Source organism: Butyrivibrio sp. MB2005 (assembly GCF_000424285.1).
Classification (GTDB): domain Bacteria; phylum Bacillota; class Clostridia; order Lachnospirales; family Lachnospiraceae; genus Butyrivibrio.
Window position 1 is genome coordinate 1 of sequence record NZ_AUJP01000038.1, and the last position, 17,865, is coordinate 17,865.

At 40.5% G+C, this 17,865-nt stretch carries 23 protein-coding genes, 3 pseudogenes and 1 riboswitch; of the genes and pseudogenes, 25 read left to right on the plus strand and 1 reads right to left on the minus strand.

What is annotated here, in order from left to right; translation table 11 throughout:
- From G610_RS23340 to G610_RS0114865, 25 genes and pseudogenes are all read left to right on the plus strand, one after another.
- Window positions 1–282: pseudogene (locus G610_RS23340) on the plus strand (RNA-guided endonuclease InsQ/TnpB family protein); the annotation flags it as partial.
- Between the two features lie 75 nt (window positions 283–357).
- Window positions 358–504, plus strand: a pseudogene (locus G610_RS22770) (class I SAM-dependent methyltransferase); the annotation flags it as partial.
- A gap of 70 nt (window positions 505–574) precedes the next feature.
- Complete coding sequence (locus tag G610_RS0114745) at window positions 575–1,006, plus strand: GNAT family N-acetyltransferase (RefSeq protein WP_026525389.1); 432 nt, start codon at window positions 575–577, stop codon at window positions 1,004–1,006.
- 312 nt (window positions 1,007–1,318) lie between these two features.
- Entirely contained in the window at window positions 1,319–1,777 is a 459-nt protein-coding gene (locus tag G610_RS0114755) for a VanZ family protein (RefSeq protein WP_242829661.1), read from the plus strand.
- A gap of 120 nt (window positions 1,778–1,897) precedes the next feature.
- A complete protein-coding gene (locus G610_RS0114760; protein WP_026525391.1) occupies window positions 1,898–2,311 on the plus strand; it encodes an EamA family transporter in 414 nt (137 codons plus the stop codon).
- A 32-nt stretch (window positions 2,312–2,343) separates the two neighbouring features.
- A complete protein-coding gene (locus tag G610_RS0114765; RefSeq protein ID WP_026525392.1) occupies window positions 2,344–3,126 on the plus strand; it encodes a PhzF family phenazine biosynthesis protein in 783 nt (260 codons plus the stop codon).
- 55 nt (window positions 3,127–3,181) lie between these two features.
- Window positions 3,182–3,328, plus strand: a complete 147-nt coding sequence (locus tag G610_RS23960) for a maltose acetyltransferase domain-containing protein (RefSeq protein WP_242829662.1) — start codon at window positions 3,182–3,184, stop codon at window positions 3,326–3,328.
- Window positions 3,294–3,557 (plus strand): annotated as a pseudogene (locus tag G610_RS21145) (DapH/DapD/GlmU-related protein); the annotation flags it as partial. The gene G610_RS23960 and the pseudogene G610_RS21145, both read left to right, overlap by 35 nt.
- Window positions 3,558–3,559: 2 nt before the next feature.
- Window positions 3,560–4,711 (plus strand): aldo/keto reductase, encoded by a 1,152-nt coding sequence (locus G610_RS0114775; RefSeq protein WP_026525393.1) that lies wholly within the window; start codon window positions 3,560–3,562, stop codon window positions 4,709–4,711.
- A 431-nt stretch (window positions 4,712–5,142) separates the two neighbouring features.
- Window positions 5,143–5,237: riboswitch (SAM riboswitch) on the plus strand.
- A 109-nt stretch (window positions 5,238–5,346) separates the two neighbouring features.
- Window positions 5,347–6,096 (plus strand): N-formylglutamate amidohydrolase, encoded by a 750-nt coding sequence (locus tag G610_RS21150; protein WP_051198034.1) that lies wholly within the window; start codon window positions 5,347–5,349, stop codon window positions 6,094–6,096.
- A gap of 16 nt (window positions 6,097–6,112) precedes the next feature.
- On the plus strand, window positions 6,113–6,589 hold the full coding sequence (locus G610_RS0114790; RefSeq protein WP_026525394.1) for a hypothetical protein: 477 nt from the start codon (window positions 6,113–6,115) through the stop codon (window positions 6,587–6,589).
- A 148-nt stretch (window positions 6,590–6,737) separates the two neighbouring features.
- A complete protein-coding gene (locus G610_RS22370) occupies window positions 6,738–7,553 on the plus strand; it encodes a helix-turn-helix domain-containing protein (protein WP_051198035.1) in 816 nt (271 codons plus the stop codon).
- An 11-nt stretch (window positions 7,554–7,564) separates the two neighbouring features.
- Window positions 7,565–7,993 carry a hypothetical protein gene (locus G610_RS0114800; protein WP_026525395.1) on the plus strand — a complete coding sequence of 143 codons (429 nt, stop codon included), beginning with the start codon at window positions 7,565–7,567 and terminating at the stop codon, window positions 7,991–7,993.
- Window positions 7,994–8,273: 280 nt separating this feature from the next.
- Complete coding sequence (locus G610_RS23170; protein ID WP_155831045.1) at window positions 8,274–8,444, plus strand: hypothetical protein; 171 nt, start codon at window positions 8,274–8,276, stop codon at window positions 8,442–8,444.
- Between the two features lie 286 nt (window positions 8,445–8,730).
- Window positions 8,731–10,011 carry a hypothetical protein gene (locus G610_RS0114810; protein ID WP_026525397.1) on the plus strand — a complete coding sequence of 427 codons (1,281 nt, stop codon included), beginning with the start codon at window positions 8,731–8,733 and terminating at the stop codon, window positions 10,009–10,011.
- A 32-nt stretch (window positions 10,012–10,043) separates the two neighbouring features.
- The gene (locus G610_RS0114815; RefSeq protein WP_026525398.1) at window positions 10,044–11,186 is read left to right on the plus strand and encodes a M20/M25/M40 family metallo-hydrolase; all 1,143 of its coding nucleotides are present in this window, start codon (window positions 10,044–10,046) and stop codon (window positions 11,184–11,186) included.
- A 152-nt stretch (window positions 11,187–11,338) separates the two neighbouring features.
- Complete coding sequence (locus G610_RS0114820) at window positions 11,339–12,238, plus strand: phosphatase PAP2 family protein (RefSeq protein WP_026525399.1); 900 nt, start codon at window positions 11,339–11,341, stop codon at window positions 12,236–12,238.
- Window positions 12,239–12,252: 14 nt separating this feature from the next.
- Window positions 12,253–12,555: a YbaK/EbsC family protein gene (locus tag G610_RS21160; protein ID WP_081667508.1), complete on the plus strand. Its 303-nt coding sequence runs from the start codon at window positions 12,253–12,255 to the stop codon at window positions 12,553–12,555.
- 3 nt (window positions 12,556–12,558) lie between these two features.
- Entirely contained in the window at window positions 12,559–13,071 is a 513-nt protein-coding gene (locus G610_RS0114830; RefSeq protein WP_026525400.1) for a nitroreductase family protein, read from the plus strand.
- Between the two features lie 232 nt (window positions 13,072–13,303).
- On the plus strand, window positions 13,304–13,987 hold the full coding sequence (locus G610_RS0114840) for a hypothetical protein (protein ID WP_026525401.1): 684 nt from the start codon (window positions 13,304–13,306) through the stop codon (window positions 13,985–13,987).
- Window positions 13,988–14,249: 262 nt separating this feature from the next.
- On the plus strand, window positions 14,250–14,750 hold the full coding sequence (locus tag G610_RS0114845; RefSeq protein WP_026525402.1) for a DUF2798 domain-containing protein: 501 nt from the start codon (window positions 14,250–14,252) through the stop codon (window positions 14,748–14,750).
- Between the two features lie 151 nt (window positions 14,751–14,901).
- Window positions 14,902–15,519, plus strand: a complete 618-nt coding sequence (locus tag G610_RS0114850) for a TetR family transcriptional regulator (RefSeq protein ID WP_026525403.1) — start codon at window positions 14,902–14,904, stop codon at window positions 15,517–15,519.
- A 50-nt stretch (window positions 15,520–15,569) separates the two neighbouring features.
- Entirely contained in the window at window positions 15,570–16,616 is a 1,047-nt protein-coding gene (locus G610_RS0114855; RefSeq protein WP_026525404.1) for an aldo/keto reductase, read from the plus strand.
- 11 nt (window positions 16,617–16,627) lie between these two features.
- Complete coding sequence (locus G610_RS0114860) at window positions 16,628–16,996, plus strand: multidrug efflux SMR transporter (RefSeq protein ID WP_330368161.1); 369 nt, start codon at window positions 16,628–16,630, stop codon at window positions 16,994–16,996.
- Window positions 16,997–17,006: 10 nt separating this feature from the next.
- Window positions 17,007–17,483, plus strand: coding sequence for a pyridoxamine 5'-phosphate oxidase family protein (locus G610_RS0114865; RefSeq protein WP_026525406.1), 477 nt, complete (start codon window positions 17,007–17,009; stop codon window positions 17,481–17,483).
- Between the two features lie 79 nt (window positions 17,484–17,562).
- Here the strand turns inward: G610_RS0114865 and tnpA are convergent.
- Window positions 17,563–17,865 (minus strand): IS200/IS605 family transposase (gene tnpA, locus G610_RS21165; RefSeq protein WP_035797693.1); only part of this gene is annotated, 303 nt, incomplete at its 5' end.

Consider the following 17,865-nt stretch of genomic DNA (forward strand, 5'->3'; position numbering starts at 1 on the left):
GAAGAGAGCTATACATCCAAAGCGGATTTTCTTGCGATGGATGCAATCCCTGTGTATAAAAAGGGAAGTAATGCTGACTATGTTTTTTCCGGAAAAAGGATAAAACGTGGACTTTACAGGCACTACGATGGGACAATAACAAATGCAGACATAAACGGAGCTGCCAATATCTTAAGAAAAGTATTCCCAAAGGTAACCCAATGGGATAGGGGTATAGTGGACATGCCCTGTTCTTTGGGATGCGTTAAGCATCCCAAAGGTTCATGCCGCTCTGCGGCATAACAGAAACCTCTTCCGACGCAGAGTCGGTGGAGGTAGTTCATCTCTGTTATGATGTGATGATGCTGGAGAAGGCTGATGATAATTCAGGATATTGATAAAGGAAGGCCCTTTGACTGGGGCAAAACATCAGAAGATTATGCCAAGTACAGGGACATTTATCCGCAGGAGTTTTATGAGTACATTTTGCAGCTGGGTTTGTGTAAGGACGGACAGAGGATGGTAATGAAAAGAGAATAATCTTTGAAAATATCGTGCTAAGGCGCAAATCGAAGTTTGGTAGTGGGGTAGTACAATGATTAGAATTATTAAAAACAGTGATCTAACACAATGTGGTTCGATTTATACAAAAGCATTTCCGATGGAATATTGGGGAATAGATTGGACGACAGAAAATGCCACAGAATATCTTCAGGATTTTTTTGAACAGAGAAGATTTGTGGGATTTGTATATGAGGAAAATAAAGAAGTACTAGGGTGTATATTCGCACTTCGTAAGATTTCAGGCAACAAAGAAGAGATTTATATTAATGAGATGGCAGTACTTCCTGAGCGACAAGGTCAAGGAATAGGCAAGCAATTATTAGATGCTGTTAAAGATTACAGTAAAGATAACGGACTTGCTGGAATAGTTCTTTATACAAGCGAGTATGCGCCAGCGGCTAAATTTTATGAAAAGAATGGATTTAAGCTATCTAATGGAACTATATGTATGTATTGCGAATAATTGAAAGATAGTTTACAGAATCACTTTAAGCTTGTCAGAGTGACAAATTCAAGTTTTTATGGGAGATAACACCATGGCATTTGACTTTAAGAAGGAATACAGAGAATACTACATACGAAAGGCTTGGCTATAAAGTATATCGAGATGATGGAAACAGATATATGATGATAAATGATTAAGAATTATCTTCCAGTTATATTTACGACAACAATCCGAGTTATAAGGATCACGGAGAAAATGATTGAGATCACATACTTTCAACTTTTTCTATTTATAACAATAATATGGATAATTACTCGATGTATCATAACGATGAAATCGAAGACATTTTCAGTAAAGCATGAATGTCGGCAGCTTTTGGTTTATGTGTGTATTGTTGTTATTTGCAGATTTGTATACTTCGGACTCCATCTTGAGAATGGAAAGATACCGACATTAAAGGTAGGCTTTGGAGATGATATCCGTGATATGACCAGTTTCATTCCATTTTATTTTCTTGTAGACCGGTATGATGGTTGGAAGATGAACATTATTGGGAATATCACAATGTTCATACCGGTTGGGATTGTATGGCCGATTTGTTTTAGCAGACTAGATACGATTAGAAAAACCATATTTGCAGGTGCTGGGTTTACTCTACTTATCGAAGTGACTCAGCTCTTTTGTCTCGGAAGACATACGGATGTTGATGACTTGATCTTAAACACAATCGGTGTAGCAATTGGAGCATATATTGTATTCTTGATTCGGAGAAGGCAGAAGAAAGAATAGTTCTTTATGGACAGTTGAATCCAAGTATGTCGGGATGATGCGATATTAAGTTCAATCAGAATTTATTATTTTGAAACTTTAATTGTCGGAATGAAATATAGATGGGGAGGTTTTAGATATATGTGGATCATATTTGCACTGTTATCTGCAGTATTTGCCGCATTAACCTCAATATTGGCTAAGATAGGAATCGAAGGAGTGGATTCTAATCTGGCTACGGCCATCCGAACCGTGGTAGTGGTTGGAATGGCCTGGATTATGGTATTCATAACTCATGCACAGAGCGGGGTATCGACGATCGGCAAAAGAAGCTGGATATTTCTTATTCTCTCAGGTCTGGCTACGGGTGCTTCGTGGTTATGTTATTACAAAGCATTACAGTTGGGAGAAGCTTCTAAAGTAGTACCTATAGACAAACTCAGCGTGGTGATCACTCTGGTTCTGGCATTTGTGTTCCTGCATGAGCAGTTTACTGCAAAGTCAATTATGGGATGCATCCTGATCGGAGCGGGGACGCTGCTGATGGTAATATAATATTCAGGCATTATCGAATAAGGAGACGAGCAATGAAGCAGTATATTGTTGATGCTTTTACAGATAAGCCCTTTTCTGGAAATCCGGCGGCTGTATGTGTAATGGATAAATGGCCGAAAGAAGACTTCATGATGAAATTGGCTATGGAGAATAATCTGAGCGAGACAGCGTTTATTGTCAAGGAGGAACAGGGTTATCACCTCAGATGGTTTACTCCGAGATCAGAGGTGGAACTATGCGGACATGCTACTCTGGCATCTTCTTTTGTAATTTTTAATTACTTTGAGCAGAATAAGGATGTAATAGAATTAAATACTCTCAGCGGAAAACTAACAATTGCTAGAAAAGGTAAACTCTATGAGATGGATTTTCCTACATATAAGCAGCAGGAGATACCAGTGACGGATGAAATGGAAAGTGCATTTGGAGAAAGACCCGTTAAGGCTATACTGGGACCTGATCTTGTATGTATTTTTGAATCTGAGGAGCAGATCCGGAACATGCAGCCGGATCAAGCTAAACTTGCCGGGCTGCCCGGGCGTGGACAGAATGTTACGGCAAAGGGAAAAGATACAGACTGTGTATCGAGGAGTTTCTTTCCTAAACTCTTGGTTCCGGAAGACCCCGTGTGCGGTTCTGCGCATTGCCAGATAGCTGGTTTCTGGTCAAAAGAATTAGGAAAAACCGAGATTCATGCTTACCAAGCATCAAAAAGAGGTGGGCATCTATACTGCAAACTGCTTGAGAATGGAAGAATAAAAATAAGCGGAGAAGCTAGCTTGGTTGCTATTTCAGATATAGTTGTTGTTTTTTAATTTCAGTACAATGTTCCATAGAAGAATCATGTTTTAACTGTGAAAGGATAATAAAATGACAGAATGGGAAAAAGCACAGGCCGGTTTTTTATATGATGCCAACTACGAAACAGATATTTTAAAAATGCGTGAAAAGTGCGCAGATCTGTGCCATGAATTTAATATGTGCAGGCCATCCATTAGATGCAGATCAACGAAATAAAGGATTGGAAATAGCTCTTCCAATCACTGTAGGAGATAATGTATGGATAGGAACGCAGGTGTCTGTTTTGCCGGGTGTTACTATTGGAAGCAACACAGTTATTGGGGCAGGTAGTGTGGTAAATCGAGATATTCCCGATGGAGTTATTGCAGCTGGAAATCCATGTAAGGTTATAAGGAAAATTACTGATGAAGATAAAAATAAGTATCCTATCTGGAAGGAGACGTAAATATGAATTATAGAGTACTTGGAAAAACAGGATTAAAAGTAAGTGAAATAGGATTTGGCGGAGAGTGGTTGGAGCGTCATCAGGAAGAAGAATCTATTGAATTAATGAAATATGCCAGTGAAAAAGGTATCAATATTATTGACTGTTGGATGCCTGATCCTAAGTCAAGAGATATCATTGGAAAGGCAATGACTGGTAATAGAGAGAAGTGGTATGTGCAGGGCCATTTTGGCTCCACATGGCAAAATGGCCAGTATGTTCGTACAAGAGATATGAAGTTTGTTAAACCTGCGTTTGAGGATCTTCTTACAAGACTTCAGACTGACTATATAGATATCGGAATGATTCATTTTGTGGATACAGTGGAAGACTTGGAATATCTTCAGAATTCAGATTTCCTGCAGTATGTTATGGAGATGAAGGAAAAAGGGGTGATTCGTCATATTGGAATGAGCTCTCATGATCCAAAGACAGCTGCTTTAGCTGTAAAATCAGGCCTTATAGAAATGCTTCTGTTTAGTGTTAATCCTGCTTTTGATATGCTTCCTTCCGGTCAGGATTTGGGTGAACTGTTGGAAGAGAACTATCATTATGATAATCAGCTTGCAGGAATTAATACAGAGAGAGCAGATTTATATAAACTTTGCGAAGAGTATAATGTGGGAATCACTGTTATGAAAGGCTTTGCCGGAGGACGACTCTTTGATGAAAAGAGATCACCGTTTGGTGTAGCTCTTACTCCTATACAGTGTATTCATTATGCTTTAACGCGTCCGGGGGTATCATCTATTCTCTGCGGATATGATACAAAGGAGCAGGTTGATGAAGCAATATCCTATGAAAGCGCAACTGATGAAGAAAAAGATTATGCATCGGTACTTAGTGGTGCGCCATTACATTCCTATAGAGGTGAGTGTACATACTGTGGTCACTGTAAACCATGCGTTGCCAAGCTTGATATTGCTATGATCAATAAGTATTATGATTTGGCTACTATGCAGACAGAAGTGCCAGAATCAGTAAAATCACATTATATGCAACTTGGCAATACGGCTTCTGAATGTATAGGATGTAAGCAATGTGAACCCAGATGTCCATTTGGAGTTCCAATTGCTGACAGAATGAAAAAGGCTACTGAATTATTTGGAAAGTGATCAGCATATGGTATTGCCTTCGAAAAGTATGAGGAGAAGCATGTTGAAAAGCTGATTGGATAGTAAGCTATATCCGAATATTATCGTGCTTAAATATAGCGGATATCCTGCCTACCAAACGTCACTAAAAATGCCCAAACGTCACCAAGATGCATGAAATTTGCATGGTTTTTGCGTTGAAAGCCGATTTTCAGTGTGATATTGTTATAATGCGCCAAGAAATGAGCAGCAGGGAAGCAGCTCATCTCCTGGCTTTTTCTTTTGCAAAAGGATATCAATAATTTGCATTGCAGATTGACGATTTATGATGAGAATCATGAAGAAGTTGCCTCTTTAGAGTAAACCACCGGATTAACAAAAAAGTAATACAAATGATAGAAATAATAAATTGAATGTAGAGCAATGAAATGCTATATTCAAATTAAATAAGAAACCTATGAAGAGTGCGCGAGGGACAAGCCCTATGACCGCACGACAACCTGCCACGAATACTGGTGGTAAGGTGCCAAAGCTTGATCGATGGGTGCAGACTACTTCGTAGTAGGGACTCATCGAGACGATGGGTCTTTTTTTGTTGGTTCACCAACGGGAAAGATGTCTTTTGCTGCCTCTTTATAGTAGATAAGGAGGCGTCTATGCAGAAAAAATCCCCAATTGTTATTAACGTACCACATTCATCACTTTATATCCCTGAAGAAGAAATGCAATTCTTTGAAAAGCCCAAGCTTATTAGAGAGCTTGTAGCTATGACAGACCATTGCTGCGATGATCTTTTTGATACAGGGCATGAGATGCTTACATTTCCTGTTTCCAGACTTGTATGCGACTTTGAAAGGTTTAGGAATGATGATGAAGAAATCATGTCAGAGAAGGGAATGGGAGCAGTATATACTAGGTGCTCTGTCATGTCATTGCTCCGAAAGGTGGATCCTGTTCATAAGGAGAGAATTTTACAGACATACTACGATAAATACCATGGGATATTTGAAAGTCTTGTAGAAGATAAACTGAATACACATGGAAAATGCATTATCATCGATGGTCATTCATTCTTTGAAACTCCTTTGCCATATGAGAATGATCAGCGTAAAGACCGGCCGGATATATGCATAGGAACAGATTCATACCATACAACCAGAGAACTGGAGAAAGAACTGAAATGTTTCTTCAGAAAGTCTGGATATTCTGTAGCAATCAACAGTCCTTTTGCTGGAGCGATTGTTCCTTTCAAGTATTACAGGAAGGATAGAAGAGTCCAGACTATAATGATCGAAATAAACAGAAGGCTGTATATAAATCATGACGGTAGCTTAAAGGAAGGATATGAAGATCTTAAGAAGGATATAAACGGAGCTGTTGAACAGATTAACACATTCTTTGGATGAAAAAGGAGGCAAGCTTATGATGGATACTCAGAGAGATAGACATACAATTGAATATGAGATTATCCCGGAATATATGTATTCGGATAAGGCTACGGACTTTGTAAACACAATTCTAATAAAGAAACACTATCTGATTTTGGAGATGTATCGAAGGATAAATGCTGATGTCCATGGTTACACGTGCCCATATACTGAAAAAGATTTTGATGTTGATGCAATTATCGTAGGAAATATAGCTGGAATAATGCGGATTCATATGCCTGCACCATTACATTCTGGCGACATTATAAGAATGTACATATGTCATGATGTGGAGCTTGGCAGGGTTAGACTTTATACAGTAAGGGTCGATGATGATAATGATACATGTTTTATGACCTGGGTAGATGACTCGCATTACATTAATCACGGAAAGTTTAAGCTATCTGAAAGAGATGAGATGAAAACAGTTATGAATTTCTATATGAAGTATTTGTCTGAGGATGAAAAATGATGGTTTGATGGTTCAAAGGACTCAAGTTTAACTTGAATTATTTCTTGAAACATAAATCTGTACTCGCTAGAATTAAGGTGGATTCGGCAATAATATGAAGATGTAAGGAAGAGATCTCTTTTACCAAAGCAACTTATGGAGGAATCAAATGAGTATAGGATCAAATATCAAAAGCCTTAGGGAAGATAGAAAACTCACGCAGAATCAAGTGGCGGATGCATTGGGAATAACTTTTCAGGCTATTTCTTCCTGGGAAAGAGATGAGTACAAGCCGGATACAGACAAGCTGATCAAGCTGGCAGAATTCTTTGATGTATCAGTGTCAGCTATTGCTGAAGAAAAGAGCAACACATTCAAAACCAAGGAAGTTATCTATGACTGGAAGCATATGAAAACCTATGTGAAGACAACTTCCAGGAATTTTAAACTTGCTAATACCTTGAAAGCTGTCGATTATGCAGTAGATGCTCACGAAGGACAAAAGCGTAAGCGTTCTTCAACTCCATACATTTATCATCCGCTCAATTTGGCTTGCCATGCACTGGCGATGGACATAAGGGATGATGCAGTGATAGCTGCCTGCCTTCTTCATGATGTGGTGGAGGATTGCTCTTCCAAACTGGATGATCTGCCAGTAGATGACGAGGTAAAAGAGCTTGTGAAGCTGCTCACTTGTGAAAAAACCAATGATAAGAATCGTGAAGCAATAATAAAACCTTATTACAAAGCAATCGCCGGCAATCCTAAGGCTGCACTGATAAAGTGCATGGATAGATGTAACAACCTTACTACGATGTCCTGGGGCTTAAGTCGTGAGAGAATCTACAGAATGATTAAAGAAACAGAAGAGTACTACCCTGAGTTGCTGAAAATAATAAAAGGCACTACTGAGTATAACAATGCTGCGTGGCTTCTTAAGTATCAGATGGAGAGTATGCTGGATATTTATAAGAGGCTGATGTAAGGAGGTGGCCTATGATCGTACGTGGTAGTCATGATTGGAAACCTGCAGATAGAAGGTTATCAGTGCAGCGGCACATAAATTGGCTTGATGACAATGCCGATATTGTTTGGATGGACCATGAAGAATGGTGTAAAGAGCCTATTATGGTCAGTGAGAATGCAGAAAATGTCCCAAAGGAGATCCGAGCATTTATTCCTAAATGGAGAGAAAGGGCAGAGAATGTATTAAAGGGACCGGTGACTTATTACTGCCCAATAAAATGGGCGTGTTCAGATGTATACTACAAAGGTGAAAAGTATCGTATTGATACAGGGGTTATAGGTGGAATAACTAATCATCTGATGATTGACTGGTTGTTTGAGTACATTGAAAGAGATATTGCAGCAGACCTATATTCTATTGGGACCCTTTATGTTGATTATAGAGGGATGGTTGATTAGCCCTGCGACATTTTGCGACGTTTTGCGACAAAATGCGACGGATTGTCCCGGTTTTGCGACGAATTGCGACGTTTTGTCCATTGCAGGCTGTTTTTAGGGATGATATTATTATAGTGGACAAGGGAGCAGGTAAGAGCCAAGCTTCCTTGTCTTTCTTATGCGCATAATTGAATACGGGAAATTTAGAGCGTCAGCTCATGACTGCGAAAGCAGTTGTGGGTCTGGCGCTTTTATTTTGCCCGAAAACAGATGGCTCAATAAAAGAAGAGAGGAAGAACTTATGGATTTTGAAGAATTCAAAGAAGCCATTACCAAGGATGTTAAGGAAGCAGTGGATGAGCGACTTGGCACCAACACAGAGGTCGAGATCAGGCATAACAATAAGACAAATTACTCTTATGATGCTCTGATACCCATATCCGGAAAGATAGTTCCACTTGACGATATATAGTGGTGCTGAAGTGTGAATTGAATTTTGTGAAATTATAGTGGTGCTATTGTGTGAATAGGTGGGGGCTCAATTGCGAACTAGGTGGGCTCACAGCCCGAAATATTCAGATGACTTCAAATGAAAAAGATGTACATGGAAATTATGACTTTCGTGTACATCTTTTTTTGTAGCAATGCATTATTTATGTATTTTTTAGATTATCAAAAATCGGAATATAGTACAATTAGGGAAGATATTTAAAATCTGAATCGGGAACAAAAGTAAGCAACAGGAGGGGATATAAGGTATGAAATACAGTGTTGACACCTACAGACTTTATCAGAGCGAAAAGCGCTTTGCACATACTGTTCGCATCCATGTAAGAATGAAGGAGCCTGTGGATATTGATGTCCTTGAGCAGGCGGTAAATACTGCTATCAGGCGCTATCCTTACTTCGCTGTAAGAGTTTCTGTTGATGAGGACGGTGGATACGTTCTTGTACCGAATGATAAGAGAATAGTTGTTATGCCTACAGCAGAGAAAATGCCTAAGGTTGGTAGTGATGCAGTAAACAACCACCTTATTTTTGTGGATTGTTCGGGGAATGATATTTTTTTTAACATAAGTCATACAATGTGCGGTGGAAAGGGATTTCTTCCGTGGGTTATGACAAATGTGTATGAGTATGTCAAAGAAAAATATAACGTGGAACCATATGCACCGGAAGTCAGAAAACCGGATGACGATCTGCTCCCAGGGGAAACATCAGAACCCACGATGGATATGTTGACAACAGAAGCGCCAGTCTATAAGAGAAAGTTCCAGAAGGCGCCTGTTCTTGGTCTGGACTATCTTAACGGGCTTTTTAATCCATTTAAAAGAAAACCAAATTATACGGTTCTTACAGTTGATCAAAATGATCTTCTGAAAGTCATAAAGGCTAATGATTCCAGCGTGTTGTCCTTTTTCTTTATTATTTTTGCAAGGGCTTTGGACAGAGTGTTCCCTGAAAAGGACAGAGTGATAGTAGCAGAAGCTGCGCATAATATGCGCGACAGCGTGGGACTTCCCAATACACACTGCGACTTCTTGAGTCACGTGTATGTGGATTATGACAGGGATGACCTGAAGGGAGATCTGGAGAAATTAGGGACAAGAACCAGAGGGCAGATGATCCTCCAGACTGATCCGTCTGTCAGCCATGAGCAGGTAAGAAAGCTGTTTGAGCTGTATGAAGCGGTGGACAGGGAGCATGGGCTTAAAGCAAAAAGAAAGTATATGGCAGACAATAGCCTTGCTACAGGTAAAGATGCCCAGCATGGTAGTTTTATAGCAAACTACACAGGACAGATGGACTGGGGAGAACTTGCCGATTACGTTGAGTTTTATGTATTTATCATCGAGGGGCATTTTACAGTAGAAATAACAGCTATGGCAGACAAGATTTTTGTTGGCTTTATGCAGCTGATTAACACTGATAAATATATCAATCTACTGCGGGAAGAGTTGGACAGGGTTGGGGTTCCATGTACAGTAGAAGGACCATTTCCCAAACGGTTGCCAAAACATGAACTGCCTGCAAAATAATATTTTTTAATAGCAATTAGAAAGATTAATCTATGAAACAGAATGACAAGAGAGTAATAGACAGATTTATAGAACTTGCGTTGGTAGACGGAGAATCATTTAATGAACGGATGGTTGCTGACTATCTTGTGGCGGAGTTTCAAAAGCTGGGAATAAAGCTTTGCGAGGATGATACAGCCGGTAAGATTGGAGGTAACTGCGGAAATCTATATGGATTTGCGGAGGGGCGGGGAAAGTATGCAGATTCTGAGCCTATTCTGTTCTGTGCACATATGGACACCGTAGCTCCGGGTAATAATAAAAAGATCATACTAAATGATGATGGAACCATCACAAGTGACCATACTACTGTCCTGGGGGCAGATGACAGGGTTGGTATAGCAGGTATTATCGAGGCATACACTGAAGTCTTGGAGCAAGAGCTGGATCATCCGCCAATAGAGTTTCTGTTTACAGTGGCAGAAGAGGTTTACGGTCTTGGAAGTGCAGCTCTTGATTATTCAAAGATTCGTTCCAGGATAGCTTTTGCTCCTGACTGCAGCGGAGAATACGGAGTCTATTCATCCTGCGAACCAACCCTCATTTCATTCGAAGTACATATAAAGGGCAAGGCCTCTCACGCAGGTTATGAGCCTGAAAAGGGAATAAATGCAATAGCAGTAGCAGCTGCTGCAATCAGCAGAATAAAGCAGGGGTGGGCTGATGATCACACCACGCTGAATATCGGAATAATAGAAGGCGGAAGTGTTACCAACGCTGTTCCGGAAAACTGTTTTATAAAAGGTGAGATAAGAAGCGGTGTCCATGAAGATGCACATCGGACAATAGACTTAGTAGAAAACATTTTTTCAGAAGAAGCGAATAGAGCAGGTGCAGAGCTTTGCATAGATAAAAAAGAAAGAATCACCGTATACAGGAAAGATCCCGAAGCCCGGGCGGGAAGTGCTTTGGATAGGTATAAAAGAGCTTTAGGGAAGCAGGGGAGGGAAACATTGGCGAAGAAGTCCTATGGCGGAAGTGATATAAATTCTCTGATAAAACACGGGATGGACGGTCTTAATATATACGGTCCTATGTATAACATACATACAACTGAGGAATATACAACTGTTCAGGAAATAGTCAGCTTCGCAGAACTGCTTAAGATTCTTATGGTTCTGGATTGGACAGAATGATTGGGATATAGTTATCTTTCTTCCTGCTCTTTCTTCACTGGTATTCGGAGCTGTACATAGAGAATATATGGAAGATCAAGTGGAGCAACTGAATTCAATCGGAGAAGGAAAAATAAGGGAAGGTATATAAAGCATCGGAGGAGATAAGACGAATGGATAACAAGAAAGTTATGGCTGTTCCAAGGATTTGTGCGTATCTTGTGATAGTAGTTTGTATTTTAGGGATTATAGTGGGCTCTATTTTTGATTACAGTATTAACGTAGCACTGGCGAACAAGACTGACATTGGAACCTTTTTTGCTACTTATGGTTCTTATTTTTCCTATTGCTTATATCCTGCAGCTGGGATGTGTATCTTTAAGGGGCTCATGAAAAAGGGCGACAGATTTAAAATGCTGGCTTGGACAATAATGCTGATCTCATACTTTATGGCTGTTTACTACAGCAATAATTACAACGGATCAAAGGTAAGAGAGCTGTTTGGATATACAGCGGGAGATGCATCACCGCTTTTATCAGTAGTAAGCTGGGGATTCTGGGTAGTACTGTATGCCTGGGTGCCATTTGTCTGCTATCGTGTATTTGATGATGTGAGTCCGGACAAGTTGATAATGACAGGTGCAGCTATTCTGGTAGCCGGGATTGTAGCCGATAATACAAACCTCTGGCTCAAGCAGGTAGCATCAAGACCAAGATATAAGTACCTGATAACCCTTGATGACCCTATGTCGGAATTCAGGAACTGGTGGCAGATGATTCCTAATCTCGCCGGATCAAATGACAGTTATAAGAGCTGGCCCAGCGGAAATATGACAATAGCAAGCATGATGTTTTCGCTGCCAATGCTCTCGGATGTTCTTAAAAAACGTTCAAAGAAAAAGAATATTGTCTGTTTTGTGATTGCAGCATGCTTTGTTGTGCTTTACGGCTATAACAGAATTCATATGACAAACCATTTTCTTTCTGATATATGCTTTGGAACACTGATCACTTACATTATTTACCTGGTTGTGAGCACAGCGTTTTTACAGGCTGTGAATAGGGAAAAGTAAGGATTATTGTTGTAATGGCTGGTGATGGCAAAGTAAACAGCTCCAAGTTCAAATCTGTTTTCCATACTAAGCCCCACATGATCCCGAGGGACCAGGTGGAAGATATAACTGGATTTCAGCCGGGAGGAGTGTGTCCGTTTGCAGTACCTGCAGAGATTCCGATATGGCTTGATGTTTCTATGAAGCGATTTGAATATGTTCATCCGGCCGCAGGCAATGAGTTTACGTCTGTCAAGATAACTCCCGATGAGCTTGAAGAGATTACTGAGACTCAGGGCTGGTGTGATGTTTGCAAAGGATGGGAAGAGGAGGAATAAAAGATGGAATTTAAAGATGTAGTAAAGAACCGCTATTCATGTAAGAAGTACAGTGAGAGAAAGGTGGACAGAGCAAGACTGGGTGAGATCCTTGAAGCAGGTCGTCTTGCACCGACAGCCAAAAACCTTCAAGAGCAGCATATCTATGTTGTTGAGTCAGAAGAAAATTTGGCTAAGATCGATAAGGCAACGCCTTGTCGCTATGGTGCTCCGACAGTACTTGTTGTAGCTTATGATAAGAGTAATGTATTTACATACCCGGGTGGCAAAAGAGATTCCGGTATTGAGGATGCTTCTATCGTAGCAACACATCTTATGCTTGCTGCAGCAAATGAAGGCATTGACAGCTGCTGGCTCAATTTCTTTGATCCGGAAGCACTTGCGGAGGACCTTGGCCTTCCAGAGAACGAGGAGATTCTGATGCTTCTTGATCTCGGCTATGCTGCAGAAGGAGCAGGGCCACTTGATAATCATAACAGCAGAAAGGAGTTATCAGAGACAGTAAGTTATATCTGAGCTTATATGCCATGTTTCGAAAAAATGCCGTTACATGGCATTTTTTTATCTCCTGGAATATAGTAAGATTGCTAATGGATGCTTGCATCAAAATACAACAATAGGGTTCAGATAAGAGCAAGATGTACCGTAAGAAGTACCTGATGGAGAGCGTAGATAAAGAACTGCTGAAAAAGCAGATGTTAGAGGTTCTTTTTGAGAGGGACTATTCGATATTTGAGGAGGATTGATCATGAAAAGATCTATATTAGTTGCGATGTCACTGGTGATTGCATTTGGTGTGACAGCCTGCGGCGCAAAAAAGACAGATGATGCAGAAATAATCGGTGGTGCAGATGAGCCCACAACTATTGAGCTTCCGTCAACAGTGGGTAAGGAAAGCGATGCTGATGCACATTTTATGGAGTATCTGAAGGGGAATGAAGCTGATGCAAACGGCGAGACCTTCTGGGCTGTGGGAGAGCCTGATATGGAATATGCTCTCTTTGACATGAATGGGGATGGCATAAATGAGCTGATTGTCCGCTCTTTTGGATATTGGATTTATGACATCATCGAGTATAAGGACAATAAGATCCAGTCAGCGAATGTGGAGAATCTTGGATCCTCCGGAGTTACTTTCATAAATGACAAGAATCAGTTTGTCAGTGGAGATACAGGTCATGAAGGCCGTAAGATGTATGTTGTGTCAGAAATTGATGATCAAGGAGAAGCTAAGGTTGTCATGGCGTTTGTAAACTACTACGATGATTGGGCTGAGTCCGGCGCACCAGAGTTTTATATGCAGGAGAATCCGCCACAGGACTACCTTGAGAATATAGAGAAGTTCGATGTCATTACAGAAGAGGAGTTCAATGCTCTTGTGGATGAATATTCAAAGGAAAATACATCTATTGAATGGATAAAGCTTGAATAATAGTAGTACTGAAACAGACTCAACCCATGATAGAGTCACGCATAAATGCTGCATTTGTGGCATATCAACCAATGGTTCGTGTTAAATCTTCCATAAGTAAAATTTGGTATTACATGCCAGGATATTTTCTGATATAATCACAACCTGTTGAATATAGTATAGAAGATGTAAAAGCTGGTAACATTGGAAACGTACACCCGCAGAGGGCGCTAACGAACAACACGCTTAAGTCTTCCTTGTTTTATGAAAGGAGAACCTTAACGTGTTACCACAGAATAAGTTTCAGGATGTTATTTTCACTATTTTCATGGCGTTTGTCATGGTCTATGCAATGATCTGCTACAATATAGCCCTTAATGTGGGAGGAATGCAGAACTTTGTTTTTTTAGCGGCATTTAAAGAAATGCTGATTATGTGGCCTATTGCCATAGCTTTAGAACTTTTATTTGTAGGAAAGCTTGCTCAGAAGCTTGCTTTTAGATTTGTGACCCCAGGTAAGGATTCAATGATCATGATGATTCTTGCTATATCAGCCATGTCTGTATGCCTTATGTGCCCGCTTATGAGCTTTGCAGCGACACTGCTCTTTAAGGATGCAGGAAAAGAACTTGTGGCAGTATGGATTCATACTACAGCCCTTAATTTCCCTATGGCTCTTTGCTGGCAGCTTTTCTTTGCAGGACCATTTGTTCGTAACGTGTTTGGCTTCTTTGTAAAGAAATTCTCAAAGGACTCTCATGCAGTTACCAAGCAGGCAGCATAAATAAACATTAACTTTTTGAATATAATCAGGTTTTCATCATACTGGATGGAACCTGATTTTTTTTATTTTAAAAATATATTGACACGGTGTCAGAAAATGATTATGATTTATATTGACACGAAGTCAGAATAAAAAATCAGGAGACAGATATATGCCAAAAGGATCACCGGAAAGAACCGCAGCAAGAAAAGAAGAAATCATAAGTGCCTGCGAGAAGCTGTATCAGACCATGAGCTTTAAAGATATCACTCTTAAAGAAATCGGGAATGAAACATCCTTCTCAAGACCGACAATATATAACTACTACCAGACAAAAGAGGAAATATTTTTGGCCCTTTTTGAGAGGGAGTACATTCGCTGGAATGAAGAATTACAATCTATTCTTCAGGAAAATGAGAAGCTTTCCAAGGAGCAGCTTGCAAACAAGCTTGCATCATCCATAGCAAACAGGCAGCAACTGCTAAAACTTCTCTCCATGAATAACTATGATATGGAGGAAAACAGCAGACCTGAACTTCTTACATCTTTTAAGGTAGCTTATGGCGAGTCTATGAAAAATGTATGCAGGATAATCACAAAGTTCTGTCCGGAGAAATCGGTGCAGGAGATTCAGGATTTTATATATGTATTCTTCCCTTTTATGTTTGGTATTTATCCTTATACCGCAGTAACGGATAAACAGAGGGAAGCCATGAAACAGGCAAATGTGGACTATGTATATCTGTCCATTTTTGAGATAACAAATAACTGCCTGCTGAAGCTTTTATAAAGCGAGGCAGACTAATAAAAACACTAATTGGCAAACGGAGGAATCAGATAATGAAATATACAAAACTTGGAAATTCAGAATTAAATGTATCCCGTATATGCATGGGCTGTATGGGATTTGGCGATGCGACGAGGGGACAGCACAGCTGGACAATTGACGAAGAGCATTCCAGAGAGATTATAAAGAGAGGTCTTGACCTTGGAGTTAATTTCTATGATACTGCAATCGCTTATCAGAGCGGAACAAGTGAGCAGTATGTAGGACGAGCACTTAGAGATTTTGCAAATCGCGAGGATGTGGTTGTAGCAACAAAATTTCTACCAAGGACACCCGAAGAAATTGAAAAAGGAGTTACCGGACAGCAGCATATAGAAAATATGATAAACACAAGCCTTCAAAATCTTGGGATGGACTATGTGGATCTGTATATCTACCACATGTGGGACTGGAATACGGATATTTACGATATCATGGATGGACTGAACCGTATCGTGAAAGCAGGCAAGGCAAGATATATTGGCATTTCAAACTGCTTCGCATGGCAGATTGCAAAGGCTAATGCTCTGGCAGAAAAAGAAGACTTTGCAAAGTTTGTTTCGATCCAGGGGCATTATAATCTGATCTTCCGTGAAGAAGAGCGTGAGATGGTGCCGTATTGTGAAGAAGAAAATATCGCACTGACTCCTTATAGTGCATTGGCAAGCGGAAGACTTTCCAGAAAGCCGGGTGAGGGTGATACAAAAAGAGCTGTTGAGGATACCTATGCTAAGTTTAAGTATGATGCTACAGCGGATAAGGATGCTGTGATCATAGGTCGTGTGGCAGAGCTGGCTGAGAAACATGGCGTGACTATGACGGAAATATCACTGGCTTGGCTCCTTACAAAAGTGGCGTCGCCTGTGGTAGGTGCGACCAAGCTCCATCATATAGAAGGTGCAGCAAAGGCTGTGGACATTAAACTTACGGATGATGAACTGAAGTATCTCGAAGAGCCATATGTGCCACATCCGCTTGCAGGTGTTATGGCACAGAATAAGAGAAGTGATGCTTCAAAGAAACATGTATGGTCTACCGGAGACCAGAAAATTGGAAAGTGAGGTAAAACGCAATGAGCGAGAAAATTGTACAGACAGCAGGAAGAGATCAGCTTGGTAAGTTTGCTCCGATGTTTGCGCACTTGAATGATGATGTACTCTTTACATGGGCAGTAGCAATGAAAATGTCGAATGGGTTTTCAGTGCTGATGCCTTCGATTATTGCAGGAGTAGGCTATATTGCCAGCGCAGTTTTTCTGGCTATTGCATTGAAACAGCTTCCGCTGGGAACTGCATATGCTATGTGGACCGGCATGGGAATTGTGGGAACGACCTTACTTGGAGTATTTCTTTTCCATGAGAAAGTGTTTGTTCCGCAGGTTATCTGTGTTATCCTGATTGTAGTTGGAATAGCGGGACTTAAGATTTTGGCGAAAGATTGAGGTGTTTACAATGTTTAGAAAAATGAGAAGATTTAAGCAGCAGATCTCTGAGGCTGAATGCATAGAGATATTAAAGAGTACTAAGAGAGGGGTTCTTTCTCTGATAGGAGATGATGGATATCCATATGGAATCCCGATTGATCATTGGTATTGCGAAGAGGATGGAAAAATCTATTTCCACGGAGCAAAGGAAGGGCATAAGATAGATGCAATCAAGGCCTGCGATAAGGCAAGCTACTGTGTTTATAATGAAGGCTACCGCAAGGAAGGCGATTGGGCTCTGAACATTACAAGCGTGATCACATTTGGAAGAATTCATTTGGTAGAAGATGAGGAGGTCGCTCTTCGGATCTGCTCTGAACTTACCAGGAAGTTTACCGATGATCAGGCTTATCTGGAGCAGGAGATAAAGAATTCTTTCCGTAATGTTCAGTGCTTGGGGTTAATTCCTGAGCATATGACGGGTAAGCTGGTTAATGAATCATAGGAAGGAATATCGAAATTTTATGAATAATTAGCGAGAACCCCCCTTCCGACGATGTCGGTCGGGGATGAATCGCCCGTCTTCAACGCTTTGCTTTAACATATTTTCCAGATTTCTCATATTTTCTTCGATGGTCATCAGTGCGCTGTTCTTCTATGTATTTTTTGACGGCTCCCATGGATACGGAACCGGTAGTAGCGCAGAAATAACTGGCACTCCAGAATGGTGAATCACCCCAGAGGTACTTTTCGATATGCTCTTTGTATCTTAAATGAACCTCTCGTGAAAGCCCGGTCTTTAACGTGTTGATCAGCTTTACCGGTGCCACATCTGGAGCCATTGAGATCAGAAGGTGCATGTGATCTCTGTCTGTTTCAGCTGAGAG

What these genes read in the sequence shown, in the direction of transcription:
- G610_RS0114745 (WP_026525389.1), top strand. Translation starts at nt 575, where the DNA reads ATGATTAGAATTATTAAAAACAGTGATCTAACACAATGTGGTTCGATT.
- G610_RS0114755 (WP_242829661.1), top strand. Translation starts at nt 1,319, where the DNA reads ATGAAATCGAAGACATTTTCAGTAAAGCATGAATGTCGGCAGCTTTTG.
- G610_RS0114760 (WP_026525391.1), top strand. Translation starts at nt 1,898, where the DNA reads ATGTGGATCATATTTGCACTGTTATCTGCAGTATTTGCCGCATTAACC.
- G610_RS0114765 (WP_026525392.1), top strand. Translation starts at nt 2,344, where the DNA reads ATGAAGCAGTATATTGTTGATGCTTTTACAGATAAGCCCTTTTCTGGA.
- G610_RS23960 (WP_242829662.1), top strand. Translation starts at nt 3,182, where the DNA reads ATGACAGAATGGGAAAAAGCACAGGCCGGTTTTTTATATGATGCCAAC.
- G610_RS0114775 (WP_026525393.1), top strand. Translation starts at nt 3,560, where the DNA reads ATGAATTATAGAGTACTTGGAAAAACAGGATTAAAAGTAAGTGAAATA.
- G610_RS21150 (WP_051198034.1), top strand. Translation starts at nt 5,347, where the DNA reads ATGCAGAAAAAATCCCCAATTGTTATTAACGTACCACATTCATCACTT.
- G610_RS0114790 (WP_026525394.1), top strand. Translation starts at nt 6,113, where the DNA reads ATGATGGATACTCAGAGAGATAGACATACAATTGAATATGAGATTATC.
- G610_RS22370 (WP_051198035.1), top strand. Translation starts at nt 6,738, where the DNA reads ATGAGTATAGGATCAAATATCAAAAGCCTTAGGGAAGATAGAAAACTC.
- G610_RS0114800 (WP_026525395.1), top strand. Translation starts at nt 7,565, where the DNA reads ATGATCGTACGTGGTAGTCATGATTGGAAACCTGCAGATAGAAGGTTA.
- G610_RS23170 (WP_155831045.1), top strand. Translation starts at nt 8,274, where the DNA reads ATGGATTTTGAAGAATTCAAAGAAGCCATTACCAAGGATGTTAAGGAA.
- G610_RS0114810 (WP_026525397.1), top strand. Translation starts at nt 8,731, where the DNA reads ATGAAATACAGTGTTGACACCTACAGACTTTATCAGAGCGAAAAGCGC.
- G610_RS0114815 (WP_026525398.1), top strand. Translation starts at nt 10,044, where the DNA reads ATGAAACAGAATGACAAGAGAGTAATAGACAGATTTATAGAACTTGCG.
- G610_RS0114820 (WP_026525399.1), top strand. Translation starts at nt 11,339, where the DNA reads ATGGATAACAAGAAAGTTATGGCTGTTCCAAGGATTTGTGCGTATCTT.
- G610_RS21160 (WP_081667508.1), top strand. Translation starts at nt 12,253, where the DNA reads ATGGCTGGTGATGGCAAAGTAAACAGCTCCAAGTTCAAATCTGTTTTC.
- G610_RS0114830 (WP_026525400.1), top strand. Translation starts at nt 12,559, where the DNA reads ATGGAATTTAAAGATGTAGTAAAGAACCGCTATTCATGTAAGAAGTAC.
- G610_RS0114840 (WP_026525401.1), top strand. Translation starts at nt 13,304, where the DNA reads ATGAAAAGATCTATATTAGTTGCGATGTCACTGGTGATTGCATTTGGT.
- G610_RS0114850 (WP_026525403.1), top strand. Translation starts at nt 14,902, where the DNA reads ATGCCAAAAGGATCACCGGAAAGAACCGCAGCAAGAAAAGAAGAAATC.
- G610_RS0114855 (WP_026525404.1), top strand. Translation starts at nt 15,570, where the DNA reads ATGAAATATACAAAACTTGGAAATTCAGAATTAAATGTATCCCGTATA.
- G610_RS0114860 (WP_330368161.1), top strand. Translation starts at nt 16,628, where the DNA reads ATGAGCGAGAAAATTGTACAGACAGCAGGAAGAGATCAGCTTGGTAAG.
- G610_RS0114865 (WP_026525406.1), top strand. Translation starts at nt 17,007, where the DNA reads ATGTTTAGAAAAATGAGAAGATTTAAGCAGCAGATCTCTGAGGCTGAA.